Annotated in this window: 12 protein-coding genes; 6 read left to right on the top strand and 6 right to left on the bottom strand. The window is 63.4% G+C overall.

The window, feature by feature from the left end; translation table 11 throughout:
* The first annotated feature begins 260 nt into the window (after positions 1-260).
* From CUJ90_RS09505 to CUJ90_RS09495, 3 genes are all read left to right on the top strand, one after another.
* On the top strand, positions 261-1,532 hold the full coding sequence (locus CUJ90_RS09505; RefSeq protein WP_073431077.1) for a YeaH/YhbH family protein: 1,272 nt from the start codon (positions 261-263) through the stop codon (positions 1,530-1,532).
* Positions 1,529-3,241, top strand: coding sequence for a SpoVR family protein (locus CUJ90_RS09500; protein ID WP_073431078.1), 1,713 nt, complete (start codon positions 1,529-1,531; stop codon positions 3,239-3,241). Before CUJ90_RS09505 ends, CUJ90_RS09500 begins: the two co-directional genes overlap by 4 nt.
* Positions 3,242-3,581: 340 nt before the next feature.
* Positions 3,582-4,886: an MFS family transporter gene (locus CUJ90_RS09495; protein WP_114162535.1), complete on the top strand. Its 1,305-nt coding sequence runs from the start codon at positions 3,582-3,584 to the stop codon at positions 4,884-4,886.
* A 123-nt stretch (positions 4,887-5,009) separates the two neighbouring features.
* Here CUJ90_RS09495 and CUJ90_RS09490 read toward each other — a convergent pair whose 3' ends face one another.
* The 4 genes from CUJ90_RS09490 to CUJ90_RS09480 form a co-directional block, all read right to left on the bottom strand.
* Entirely contained in the window at positions 5,010-5,231 is a 222-nt protein-coding gene (locus CUJ90_RS09490; RefSeq protein WP_073431080.1) for a hypothetical protein, read from the bottom strand.
* Positions 5,232-5,429: 198 nt separating this feature from the next.
* Positions 5,430-6,512, bottom strand: a complete 1,083-nt coding sequence (locus CUJ90_RS09485; RefSeq protein ID WP_114162534.1) for a glycosyltransferase family 2 protein — start codon at positions 6,510-6,512, stop codon at positions 5,430-5,432.
* A complete protein-coding gene (locus CUJ90_RS32345; RefSeq protein ID WP_143031968.1) occupies positions 6,478-6,750 on the bottom strand; it encodes a hypothetical protein in 273 nt (90 codons plus the stop codon). The genes CUJ90_RS09485 and CUJ90_RS32345 overlap by 35 nt, the downstream gene beginning before the upstream one ends.
* Positions 6,725-6,904: a hypothetical protein gene (locus CUJ90_RS09480; RefSeq protein ID WP_114163507.1), complete on the bottom strand. Its 180-nt coding sequence runs from the start codon at positions 6,902-6,904 to the stop codon at positions 6,725-6,727. Before CUJ90_RS09480 ends, CUJ90_RS32345 begins: the two co-directional genes overlap by 26 nt.
* A 195-nt stretch (positions 6,905-7,099) precedes the next feature.
* Here CUJ90_RS09480 and CUJ90_RS09475 point away from each other — a divergent pair, with 195 nt between their 5' ends.
* Positions 7,100-7,351: a DUF1488 family protein gene (locus tag CUJ90_RS09475; protein ID WP_073431083.1), complete on the top strand. Its 252-nt coding sequence runs from the start codon at positions 7,100-7,102 to the stop codon at positions 7,349-7,351.
* A 90-nt stretch (positions 7,352-7,441) separates the two neighbouring features.
* On the opposite strand, the gene CUJ90_RS09470 is transcribed toward CUJ90_RS09475, so the two are convergent.
* Positions 7,442-8,371, bottom strand: coding sequence for a LysR family transcriptional regulator (locus CUJ90_RS09470; RefSeq protein WP_114162533.1), 930 nt, complete (start codon positions 8,369-8,371; stop codon positions 7,442-7,444).
* A 254-nt stretch (positions 8,372-8,625) separates the two neighbouring features.
* On the opposite strand from CUJ90_RS09470, the gene CUJ90_RS09465 reads away from it, so the two are divergent.
* Complete coding sequence (locus tag CUJ90_RS09465; RefSeq protein ID WP_114162532.1) at positions 8,626-9,399, top strand: SDR family NAD(P)-dependent oxidoreductase; 774 nt, start codon at positions 8,626-8,628, stop codon at positions 9,397-9,399.
* Positions 9,400-9,433: 34 nt separating this feature from the next.
* Here the strand turns inward: CUJ90_RS09465 and CUJ90_RS09460 are convergent, their stop codons facing one another.
* Positions 9,434-10,834, bottom strand: coding sequence for a DHA2 family efflux MFS transporter permease subunit (locus CUJ90_RS09460; protein WP_114162531.1), 1,401 nt, complete (start codon positions 10,832-10,834; stop codon positions 9,434-9,436).
* Between the two features lie 203 nt (positions 10,835-11,037).
* Here CUJ90_RS09460 and CUJ90_RS09455 point away from each other — a divergent pair, with 203 nt between their 5' ends.
* Positions 11,038-12,087, top strand: a complete 1,050-nt coding sequence (locus CUJ90_RS09455; protein WP_114162530.1) for an NAD(P)/FAD-dependent oxidoreductase — start codon at positions 11,038-11,040, stop codon at positions 12,085-12,087.
* Positions 12,088-12,089: the final 2 nt, after the last annotated feature.

Here is a 12,089-nt window from a genome sequence, read left to right as displayed (position 1 = left end):
GCCCGCGCGGTTCCGCCGCGCGGGCACCTTGCGAGGCGCGAGCCGCATGGACATAGCTGTGCTGCGCATGCGGCTTGCGCCTCGCCCGAAGTTAGTACAGTTGCATGGGGTCCGGGTGAGCGCTGAAGCGCCAACTCCGATCGACATACGAGTGTATGGGATCGGAGTAAGCGCTAAAGCGCTAACTCCGATCGACGTACGAGTGTATGGGATCGGAGTAAGCGCTAAAGCGCTAACTCCGATCGACACGGGAGAGCGGTGTGCTTCATCAAATCATCGACCGCAGGTTAGCAGGCAAGAACAAAAGCATCGCCAATCGCGAACGCTTTTTGCGTCGCGTTAAGAACTACATTCGTCGCGCCGTCTCGGAAGCGGTTCGCGACCGGAGCATCAAGGACATCCAGAACACCCAGAGCATCACGATTCCCCGCAAGGACATCGCGGAGCCGTCGTTCCGGCATGGCCCCGGCGGCAAGCGGGAAATGGTGCATCCGGGCAATTCCGACTACATCCGCGGCGACAAGATCCAGCGCCCGCAAGGGGGCGGCGGCGGTGGCGGGGGCAATCAGGCCAGCAACGAAGGCGAGGGTCAAGACGACTTCGTGTTCGAACTGAGCCGCGAAGAATTCATGCAGTACTTCTTCGACGACCTCGAACTGCCGCGTCTCGTCAAAACCCATCTGATGGCCGTGCCCACGTGGAAAAGCATCCGCGCGGGCTGGGCCGCCGAAGGCACGCCGAACAACATCGACGTCGTCCGCTCGCTGCGCAGCGCACTGGGCCGCCGCATCGCGCTCGGTGCGCCGCTCGTCAATCAGTTGCACGAGATGGAGCGGCAACTGGAGGTCATGAAGGCCGACCCCGACGACCGCCGCGACGAGATCAAGCTGCTCGAGGAAGAAATTCACCACCTGAAGGGACGCATCTGGCGCATTCCGTTTATCGACCCGTTCGATCTGCGCTATGTGAACCGGGTGAAGCAGCCCACGCCGTCCAGCCAGGCCGTGATGTTTTGTCTGATGGATGTGTCGGGTTCCATGGACGAGCAGCGCAAGGATCTCGCCAAGCGCTTTTTCATCCTGCTGTATCTGTTCCTCAAGCGTAATTACGAGCGCATCGAGGTCGTGTTCATCCGCCACCATACGCGCGCCGAGGAAGTCGACGAAGACACCTTCTTCCATTCGACCGAAAGCGGCGGCACGGTGGTGTCGAGCGCACTGGAGCTGATGCAGAAGGTGATGGAGGAGCGTTATTCGCCCACCGAATGGAACATTTACGGCGCGCAGGCGTCGGACGGCGACAACTGGACCGACGACTCGCCGAAGTGCCGCAAGATACTCGCGGATGACATCCTGGAGAAGGTGCGCTATTTTGCGTATATTCAGGTGACGCCCGAAGAGCAGAACCTGTGGCTCGAATATGCGCAACTGGCCCTGAGCCAGCCGCACATGGCGATGAAGAAGGTCGAAACCGCGGCGGACATTTATCCGGTCTTTCGTGAGTTGTTTGAAAAGCAGGTGGCGTCCTCATGACGACCAAGCATTTGCATAACGAAGCGCGCGGCTATCAGCCGGAGCGTGGAAAAGGCGTGCCGCAGCGTCAGTCGGGGCATGCCGAGGGTGGGGCGGATCAGGCAGGCGCCGCCACCGGAGCAGTCGACACCGCTGCAGCACGGGGACACACCGGAACGCCCACTGAGGGGCAAAGGGAAGTCCGTATGAACGTAGCCGATAGAAGGCCTCTGCCGTGCCCGTCCGATTGGACCTTCGAATTGATCGAAGAGTACGACTCGCATATTGCCCGCGTCGCCGAGCAATATGAACTCGACGTCTATCCGATCCAGCTCGAACTCATCAGCGCCGAACAGATGATGGACGCCTACGCGTCCGTCGGCATGCCGGTGAACTACCGTCACTGGTCGTTCGGCAAACACTTTCTCTCCACCGAAAAAAGCTACCGTCGCGGGCAGATGGGGCTCGCGTACGAGATCGTCATCAATTCGAATCCCTGCATCGCGTATCTGATGGAAGAGAACACGATGACGATGCAGGCGCTCGTCATCGCGCACGCGGCTTACGGGCACAACTCGTTCTTCAAGGGCAACTACCTGTTCCGGCTCTGGACGGACGCGCACGCGATCATCGATTACCTCGTCTACGCGAAGAACTACATCGCGGAGTGCGAGGAGCGTTTCGGGCTCGACCGGGTGGAAGAACTGCTCGATTCCTGCCATGCGTTGATGAATTATGGCGTGGACCGTTACAAGCGTCCGCAGAAGCTCTCGCTCGAAAAGGAATTCGCCGCGCGCCGCGAGCGCGAGGCGTATCTGCAATCGCAGGTGAACGAACTCTGGCGCACCTTGCCGACCCGGCACACGCCGTTGCCCGAGGAAATCGAGGAGCGCTATCCGCCGGAGCCGCAGGAAAACCTGCTGTATTTCGCGGAGAAGAATGCGCCGCTGCTCGAGCCGTGGGAGCGGGAAGTGATCCGCATCGTGCGCAAGGTCGGCCAGTATTTCTATCCGCAGCGGCAAACCCAGGTGATGAACGAAGGCTGGGCGACGTTCTGGCACTACACGCTGCTCAACACGATGTACAACCAGGGCAAGCTGGAAGACGGCTTCATGATGGAGTTTCTCCATTCGCACAGCAACGTGGTCTATCAGCCGCCGGTCACGAAGCCTTACTACAGCGGCATCAATCCGTATGCGCTCGGTTTTTCGATGATGAGCGACATTCGCCGGATCTGCGAGGCGCCAACCGACGAGGACCGCAAGTGGTTCCCGGAACTCGCCGGCAGTCCGTGGCTGCCCGCCATGCACTACGCGATGCGCAACTTCAAGGACGAGAGTTTCGTCGCGCAGTATCTGTCGCCGCATCTGATCCGCGAAATGCGCCTCTTCTCCGTGCTCGACGACGACATGCGCGACGCGCTCGAAGTCTCCGCGATTCATGACGAAAGCGGCTATCAGTACGTGCGTCAGGCGTTGTCGCGGCAGTACGACATGCATCATCGCGAGCCGAACATTCAGGTGTGGGCGGTGAATACGCGTGGCGACCGGAGCCTGACGCTGCGGCATTTCATGAGCGACAACCGGCATCTGTCGTCGGATAGCGACGAGGTGCTCAAGCACATGGCGCGCTTGTGGCAGTTCGACGTGTACCTGGAAAGCGTCGATGAAAACGGCACGGTGCGCAAGCGCTATGAGTGCCGCTATGTGCCGCCGGCGGTGAGGGCTTGATGCGGCGCTTGGTGCGTCGCTTGGTGCGCCCATAAAGCGCCGGCCGGATGAGCCGTCTGACTCGTCAAAAAAGCCCCTCTGGGTCCGTGAAGGCCCAGAGGGGCTTTTTCTCGCTGGAACCTTTCGCGCCGTAAGGGGTTGGCGGCTCGCTCGCCGTCTCGACCCTGACGGCCCGCGCATAAACCTCCCATCTTTGTCTTGCGATTCTGTAAAATTCGCGCACGCGTGCCGGCCGTGACGCTCCGGTGCCACCGCGGCACCCACGCTATGCCACAGCGCGCGTTGTGAAGGCGGCAGCAAGACCGCGACCTCCGTTCAAAAGACAAGGAAAGACACAAGCATGACCGACCTAACCGACCAAACCGTGGCCTCGGCTCACGACACACGACGCCGTATCTTCGCGATTGTTGGCGCTTCATCGGGCAATCTCGTCGAGTGGTTCGACTTTTACGTGTATTCGTTTTGCGCGCTGTATTTCGCGCCCGCGTTCTTCCCGAGCGGCAACACCACCACCCAGTTGCTCAATACGGCCGGCGTGTTCGCCGCGGGCTTTCTGATGCGTCCGATCGGCGGCTGGTTCTTCGGCCGACTCGCCGACAAGCACGGCCGCCGCATGGCGATGATGGTGTCGGTCTTCATGATGTGCGGCGGCTCGCTCGTCATCGCGGTGCTGCCCACCTATGCGCAGATCGGCGCGCTCGCGCCGGCGCTGCTGCTGGTCGCGCGGCTGTTCCAGGGCTTGTCGGTGGGCGGCGAATACGGCACCAGCGCAACCTACATGAGTGAAGTCGCGCTCAAGGGCCGGCGCGGTTTCTTCGCGTCGTTCCAGTACGTCACGCTGATCGGCGGCCAGTTGTGCGCGCTGCTGGTGCTGGTGATCCTGCAACAGACGCTCTCCACCGAGGAACTGAAGGCGTGGGGCTGGCGCGTGCCGTTCGTGATCGGCGCGTTGGCGGCGTTGGTCGCGCTGTACCTGCGTAAATCGCTCGACGAAACCACCAGCGCCGCGACGCGTCAACGCAAGGAAGCCGGCACGCTGCGCGGCCTGTGGATCCACCGGGTCGCGTTCATGACGGTGCTCGGCTTCACGGCGGGCGGCTCGCTGATCTTCTACACGTTCACGACTTACATGCAGAAGTACCTGGTCAACACGGCCGGCATGCACGCCAAGACGGCCAGCAACGTGATGACCGCGGCGCTGTTCGTCTACATGATCATGCAGCCGGCGTTCGGCGCGTTGTCGGACCGTATCGGCCGGCGCCGTTCGATGCTGTTCTTCGGCTTCTTCGCGACCATCGGCACGGTGCCGCTGCTGCACGCGCTGAAAGACGTGACGAGCCCGTATGCGGCCTTCGGCCTGGTCGTGCTGGCGCTGGCGATCGTCAGCTTCTACACGTCGATCAGCGGTCTGATCAAGGCGGAGATGTTCCCGCCGGAAGTGCGCGCGCTCGGCGTGGGCTTGTCGTATGCGGTGGCCAACGCGATCTTCGGCGGCTCGGCGGAATACGTCGCGCTGTGGCTGAAGTCGGTGGGCAACGAGTCGATGTTCTACTGGTACGTCACCGCGCTGTGCGCGATCGCCGGCCTCGTCGCGCTGCGCATGCGCGATCCGTCGAAAGAAGGGTATTTGCGTCACGAGCCGTGAGCGTGCAAGACGCCCGGACAGCGCGGTTGAGCGCTGATTGACAACGGCGGTCAGGGGCAACCCGGCCGCCGTTTTTTATCGAAGCCCGCAACGCGCGATGCGGCAGCCGGGCAGGGACGCGCTTCAAGCCACCACGATGTCCGTGCCGAACGCATGCAGCAGATCGCGCAGCGCCTCGGCCTGCGCCATCTTCGCGCCGCTGCGCAAGTGAATCTGCACCGCGCGCCCGGCGATGCCGTCGACCGGATGGGCGAGCCACAACTCCACCGCGAGCCCGAGTCCCTCGGGCTGATTATCGACGACCGGTTCGATCACGCGGGGCTTGAAACAGGCACTGTCGGACATGGCGGCTCACCTTGAGGCGGATGATGTTCGACTTCATCGTAATCAGCATGGCGCGCCGGACCAAGCAACAAATACGCGTTTGCTAAGCAGCGGATGCTTAGCAGAAAACGCGCATATCGCACGCGCTAGCCAGCTTCCGCAAATGATGAAATCAACCCGCCGCTCATGCAGACGCATACGCACACGCGCCATGAAGCGTCACACCGGCTCCGATTGCTCCGCGGCGAGTTCCTTGACGAGCTCCGTCACCGCCGCGGCCTGCCCGGCGGCCACACCGGGCACCGCGGCCACCGCCGCGACGGTGGCCGCGGCGGCGGCCTGCGGCCGTATGCGCAGCGCCGCGCGCGAGAGCATCAGCAGATGGTAGTAAAGCCGGATACTGAGCCCATACCTGTACGCGGACAGATGGGAGAGCGCGATCTTCAAGCCGCCGGGCGCCAGCCGATTCTTCGCATGGACCGAGACGACGATGGGCGCGAGACGGCGCAAGCTGAGCTTGCGCGACGGCTCCAGTTGCGGCGGCAGCTTCAACGCCTTGACGAACGCATAGGCGCTCACCGCCGCGGCGGCCGTGGTGCCGCGCGTGCGGTGCGAGATCGAGGTTGCCGTCTTGCGATACACCGACACGTAATCGTGCAGATAAAACACCTCACGCGCCGCGAGACAGAGTTCGGTGCCGAACACGAAATCGCAGCACACCGCGTATTCTTCCTTGTAGCCGATCCGTTTGACGAGTTTGGCGTCGGCCATCCAGCCGTTGTTGGGGAACATCTGGATCAGACCGGTTCGGCCGGGCAGCGGCTGCAGCCCTTCGGCTTCTTTCGTCCGTCGAAACGCGGTGTTCAGGCGCGTGCTGGCCCGCAAGTCGATCGAGCCGGTGTGATCGGCCTCGTACTGATCGCCGAATGCCGCGTCCAGTCGCGGATGGCGCTTCCACAGCGACACCAGTTTCTCGATGCCGTCCGTGGTGAGCAGGTCGTCGTCGTGAATCAGCGCGATCTTGTCGCCGCTCGCGCGCTCGAACAGGCTCGCCACATTGCGCGCCTGGCCGAGCGGCGGCTGATTGAGCGTGTAGCGCACGCGCGGTTCCTTCCCATAGCGCGCGGCGATCATCTGCTGCGTCTGCGCGTTCCTCGAATCGTCGCCGATCAGAATCTCCAGATTGCCGTAGGTCTGCGCAAGACACGAATCGATACACTGCACGAGCAGTTCGGGACGCTCGCAGGTGGGCAGGCAAATCGAAACTTTAGGGCCCTTGAAGGAGGTTGAAGGGATGGACATGGGCGTCGCCTTTGTTATCAGTTGAGGGGCGGCAGCCGGTTTGCTTGACGCACACATCGCTGCAAGCAGAAAAATAGTTCATCACGTCAAAAAAATAATCGGTAATAAATAGGAAAAAATTGTCCGGCTTCTGAAAGGGTTTCAAAAGAAAAATTTGTGCGGCTTCGTCGCTGAAACGCAGCAAAGCCGCCTCCCGTTTGGCGCTTGATATTTCAACCAACCGACGGTTCGCCTTCACCCGGTTTCTTGCCGGGACTGTCCGCCGGCGACTGATTGCGCCCTTCATCGTCGCGTTCCGGCAGCTTGCTCTTCTCGTTGTCGCTGTGCACGGCCGGTTGCGGATGCTCGATGTCGGCCGGCTTGTTTTTGGCGGGTTCCTTGGTGTCGCTCATCATCTGGCTCCTGGTGTCGAAGACGCTTACACGTCAGCAAGGCTCGGACCCGCGCGCGACTCCCGCGGCGCGGTTCATGCCTTGCCCGGCCGAGCGCAACGGACCTGGTAGCGCCCCTTCCTGATAAACGAGGGCTTGACCGGGTGGGCCTTTCAGCGCACCGTGAAGCGGAAACACATCTCGCGGGGGCCCGATATGTCTCTCAACTTTCCGAACCCAAGCCGCAGTTACGACGCCTTCCACCATTGCGTCAATTTCTGGGGCTACGACAACGCGCGTGAAATCGCTTTCGCCGTCAATCAATCGGTGATTTCGACGCTGAGCCCGAGCGTGGGCGCCGATGAACCGGCCGTGCTGGCCGCCTTCGACCGGCATCGCGAGCAGATTCTCACGCTTGCGCGCAACGTGTACACGAGCGGCACGCAAAACCGCTACACGATTTCCTGAGACGGTTTTCCCGGCGCGGGCTTATCGACGCGGCGCACTCGCGCCTCGTCGCTTCGCCGCGGGCGGGCGTGCGTGAAGCCGGCCGCCGAATCAACCGGCCGGTTCGCGCGGCGCGCCGCCGGTCAGGGAAACGATGAAGTCGAAGAACGCCCGCACCTTCGCCGGTGGATGATGCCGCGAAGGGTAGAGCGCATACAGCGGATAAACCTCGTCGCCCCAGTCGGGAAACAGTTCGACGAGCTTGCCGTTGGCGAGCAGCGGCTCGGCCCCGAGCGCGAGAATCTGCGCGACGCCCTGGCCGGCCTTGCAGACGCTATGCAAGGTGCCCACGTCGTTCACGGTCAGGCGGCCTTGCGGCGCGATCACCATCTTCTTGCGCCCGCGATGAAATTCCCAACTGAACGGATAGCCCGTGAGTGGGTCGCGAAACTTGATGCACACGTGCTTGCCGCTTTCGAGTTCGGCCGGCGTGGCCGGATGTCCATGCTTCCTCAGATACGACGGCGCGGCCACGGTCAGAATGCGCGTATCCAGCAGCTTGCGCGCGATCAGCGTCGACACGGGCGGCTCGCCGAAACGGACCGCGAGATCGAAGCCGTCCGCGACCATATCGCCCAACTGGTCGCGCGTGACCAGTTCGAGCTGCAGATCGGGATGCTTGTCGATGAATCCGCCCAGTCGCGGGCCGAGCACGAGGCGCGAAAAGAACGGGTCCATGTTCACGCGCAGGCGTCCGCGAACGGCGCTCGCGCCCTGGGCCGCGGAGGCCGCCGCTTCCTCGAGCCCGCCCAGCAGCGGCACGATCTGTTCGTAGAAACGCCGGCCCTCGTCGGTCAGCGCGACCGAGCGCGTGGTGCGGTCGAATAGCCGGATGCCGAGGCGCGCTTCGAGTCGCGCCACCGAACGGCTGACCCCCGATTGCGACATATCGAGCGCTTCGCCCGCCGCCGCGAAACTGCCGCAATCGACGATCGCCGTCAACACGCCCATGCCGTTCAGCATGCGCTCGTCAAATGGCATGTGATAGTCCTTTTGTTATGTATTCGTTGCACGACATGCTAACGCGAAAGTCCGTTTTAAATCATGCGTCGGTTCGTCGTCATGCCGCACGTCACGGCGAATAGATGATGCGGCGTCATGAATCGAATGACAGCCACGCTATCGCGTCAATCGCGGAGCGCGCGCTAAGCTAGGTGCGTTCGTCCGATGCACGATGAAACCAGATTCTCGTCATGCATCGGGCATATTTGAACCGATCAACGGAGAACTTCCTCATGTCGCGTGTTTTCATAACCGGTTCCGCCGATGGCCTCGGTCAGATGGCCGCCCGCCTTCTGGTCGACGCCGGGCATCAGGTGGTTTTGCATGCGCGCAACGCGGCGCGCGCCAAGGACGCGTTAAAAGCGATACCGGAAGCGCAAACGATACTCACCGGCGACCTCTCGAGTATCGCGGCCACCGTCGCGCTGGCCGGGCAGGCGAATCGGCTCGGCCGCTTCGACGCGGTGATCCATAACGCGGCGGTCGGCTATCAGGAGCCGCGCCGGATCGCCACCGTCGACGGTCTGCCGCATGTGTTCGCGATCAACGCGCTGGCGCCTTACATCTTGACGGCGCTGATCGAGAAGCCGAAGTGGCTCGTCTACCTGAGTTCGGGTTTGCATCGCAGCGGCGACGCGAGCCTCGACGACCTCGCGTGGGAGCGGCGCCAGTGGCAGGGCACGGCGGCGTACTCGGACTCGAAGCTGCATGACGCGCTGCTGGCGTTCGCGATTGCGCGCCGCTGGCCGCGGGTGTTGTCGAATGCGCTGGAGCCGGGCTGGGTCGCGACGAAAATGGGCGGGGCGGGCGCACCGGATGATCTGCGAGCCGCGCCCAAAACCCAGGCCTGGCTCGCGGTCAGCGACGAACCCGCGGCAACCGTCAGCGGCGAGTACTTCTATCACATGAAGCCGCGCGAGACGCATCGGGCCGTGCGCGAGGTCGCCGTGCAGGAGCGTTTGATCGAAGCTTGCGCGAGCTTCTCCGGCATCCGCTTTCCGGACTGACGAATTGAAAAGCCGGGGCCGACGCCGCGCTCGTTCAGCGCCCCGCGCCCTGTGTCGCCCGCGCACGCACCGCGCGCGCGGCGGGCGCTTCGTCGAGATGGCGGAACACCCAGGCCGACACCAGCGTGATCGCGCCGACGCACACGAAGCTCAGGCGAAAGCCGAGCGTGGCCGAGCCCCATTGCGCCGAAAACAGATTCACCAGACCGCCGCCGATCGACACGCCGAGCCCGATCGCGAGCATCTGCACCATCGAAAACAGGCTGTTGCCGCTGCCGGCGTCTTCATGCGACAGGCCCTTGAGCGTGACGCTGTTCATCGCCGCGAATTGCATGGAGTTGGCCGCGCCGAACACCGCGAGAATCGCGGCCTCGACGACGAGCGGCGTGCCGCGCGAAATCAGCGCGAACGCAACGATCGACAAGCCGACGATCACGGTATTGACGAGCAGGAACAGGTCATAACCGTAGCGTCGTATGAGCGGCGCGATCCAGCGTTTGGCGACGGTGCCGGCGAGCGCCGCGGGCAGCATCATCAGGCCGGAATGCAGCGGCGAGTAGCCCAACTGCAATTGCAGCAGCAAGGGCACGAGAAACGGCACGGCGCTCGAACCGATCCGGCATAACAGATTGCCGATCAGGCCGACGCTGAAGTTCGGCTCGCTGAAGAGCGACAGTTTGAAGAGCGGATCGCGCCGGCGTCTCGCGTAGGGAATATAGGCGAGCGCGCTCACGGCGGCGAGCGCGAAGAGGCCGACGGACCATGCCGCGCGATGCGTCTCGACGGGCGCGTCGATCGCCAGCGAAAACGCGATCATGCAAAGCGACAGCAGCCCGCAACCGAGGAAGTCGAACGGCGGCGCCCGGGTTTCGCCATGCGCCGGAAGAAACCGCTGCACCGCGTAAAGACCCAGCGCGCCGATTGGCACGTTGATCAGAAAGATCCAATGCCAACTGATCGTTTGCACGAACCAGCCGCCGAACGTCGGTCCGACGATCGGTCCCAACTGGCCGGCGACCGAAATGAACGCGAGCGCCGATACGTACTGCTCGCCCGAGACGCTGCGCAGCACGGCGAGCCGTCCGATCGGCAGCAGCATCGAGCCGCCGACGCCTTGCAGGATTCGCGCGACCACCAGTTGACCGAGCGTATGCGCGCTCGCGCAGCCTATCGAGCCGAGCACGAACACGAGAATCGCCGCGAAGTACACGCGCCGCGTGCCGAAGCGGTCGGCGAGCCAGCCGGAGGCGGGCGTGAGCATCGCCATCGTCAGCGTGTAGGCGACCACGACCGGCTGCATCGCGAGCGGCGCGACCTGCAGGCTGTGCGCCATCGACGGCAACGCGGTGTTGACGATCGTCGTGTCGAGCGCCTGCATGAAAAAGCCGGCGGCGACGATCCGCAATAGCGCGGTCTGGGAGGAATCGCGGGTCATGTTCAACGAGGCGGCGAGCGCGCGAGCCCGCGGCGATTCAGTGGGATGGCGTCATCATATTGGACATCCCGGTCGATCGGAACCCCGCGCGTCCGGTCCCCGCTGTTCCCTCGCCGAGCGTCCTTACCGCGTGTAATGACATCGTTGCCGGGCTGGGGGTGATTCTGTATGGTGGGTTATCCACCCATCCGAAGAGACGCCGAATGACGCCCGCCGCCGACCCGCAAACGCAACCGATCCGCTCCGACGTTCTGATTGTCGGCGCCGGCCCCGTGGGGTTGTTCGCCGCTTTCGAGGCGGGCGTGATCGGCCTGTCGTGCCAGATCGTCGATGCGCTCGACAAGATCGGCGGCCAATGCACCGAGCTTTATCCCGACAAGCCGATCTACGATATTCCGGCGATTCCGTCGTGCACCGCGCGTGAACTCGTCGAGCGATTGATGGCGCAATGCAAGCCGTTCGACGTGCCGATTCATCTGGAGCAGCGCGTCCAGTCGGTCGAGCAGGGCGGCGACGGACGCTGGACCGTGCGCACCGATCGCGGCCTCGTGTTCGACGTCGCGGCGATCCTGCTCGCCGCCGGCAACGGCGCATTCGTGCCGCAGAAGCTGTTGCTGCCCGAAGCCGCGGCGCTGGAGTCGCGTCACGTGCACTACAGCGTGCAGCGTCTCGCCGATTTCGCCGACAAGACGGTGGTGGTGGCGGGCGGCGGCGATTCCGCGCTCGACTGGGCGCTGGCGCTGCGCAAGGTCGCGCGGCGCCTGACGCTGGTGCACCGGCGCAACGGTTTCAGCGCGGCCGATTCGAGCGTGGAGTTGATGCGCGACGCGGTCGCGGCCGGGGAAATGGACTTCGTCGTCGGCGCGATCGCGGGGCTCGTCGTGGAAGACGATGCGTTGCAGGCGATCACGTTGCGGCATATCGAAGGCGAGAGCCGGCTCGAAGCGGAAGAACTCGTCGTGCTGTATGGACTGGTCGCCGACCTCGGGCCGATCGCGCAATGGGGGCTGACGATTCACGGCGGCCGCGTGGACGTGGATACGTCGAACTACGAGAGTTCGCGGCCCGGCATCTTCGCGGTCGGCGACATCGCCAACTATCCGAACAAGCAGAAGCTGATTCTGTCCGGTTTCCACGAGGCCTCGCTGGCGCTGCGCAAGGCGTATTCGTACGCTTATCCCGAGAAAAAGCGGGTGCACGTGCATTCCAGTTACGACGCGAAGCTGGCGGAAAAAGTGAGCGCGGCGGGGTGAGT

Source organism: Paraburkholderia terricola (assembly GCF_003330825.1).
In the GTDB taxonomy this organism is placed as follows: Bacteria; Pseudomonadota; Gammaproteobacteria; order Burkholderiales; family Burkholderiaceae; genus Paraburkholderia; species Paraburkholderia terricola.
This window is presented reverse-complemented; position numbering and strand designations above follow the sequence as displayed.

Coding starts and splice junctions, on each gene's coding strand:
- CUJ90_RS09480 (WP_114163507.1), bottom strand. CDS start 6,904: ATGAGCGACACCAAGGAACCCGCCAAAAACAAGCCGGCCGACATCGAG.
- CUJ90_RS09475 (WP_073431083.1), top strand. CDS start 7,100: ATGTCTCTCAACTTTCCGAACCCAAGCCGCAGTTACGACGCCTTCCAC.
- CUJ90_RS09470 (WP_114162533.1), bottom strand. CDS start 8,371: ATGCCATTTGACGAGCGCATGCTGAACGGCATGGGCGTGTTGACGGCG.
- CUJ90_RS09460 (WP_114162531.1), bottom strand. CDS start 10,834: ATGACCCGCGATTCCTCCCAGACCGCGCTATTGCGGATCGTCGCCGCC.
- CUJ90_RS09490 (WP_073431080.1), bottom strand. CDS start 5,231: ATGTCCGACAGTGCCTGTTTCAAGCCCCGCGTGATCGAACCGGTCGTC.
- CUJ90_RS09500 (WP_073431078.1), top strand. CDS start 1,529: ATGACGACCAAGCATTTGCATAACGAAGCGCGCGGCTATCAGCCGGAG.
- CUJ90_RS09495 (WP_114162535.1), top strand. CDS start 3,582: ATGACCGACCTAACCGACCAAACCGTGGCCTCGGCTCACGACACACGA.
- CUJ90_RS09455 (WP_114162530.1), top strand. CDS start 11,038: ATGACGCCCGCCGCCGACCCGCAAACGCAACCGATCCGCTCCGACGTT.
- CUJ90_RS09465 (WP_114162532.1), top strand. CDS start 8,626: ATGTCGCGTGTTTTCATAACCGGTTCCGCCGATGGCCTCGGTCAGATG.
- CUJ90_RS09485 (WP_114162534.1), bottom strand. CDS start 6,512: ATGTCCATCCCTTCAACCTCCTTCAAGGGCCCTAAAGTTTCGATTTGC.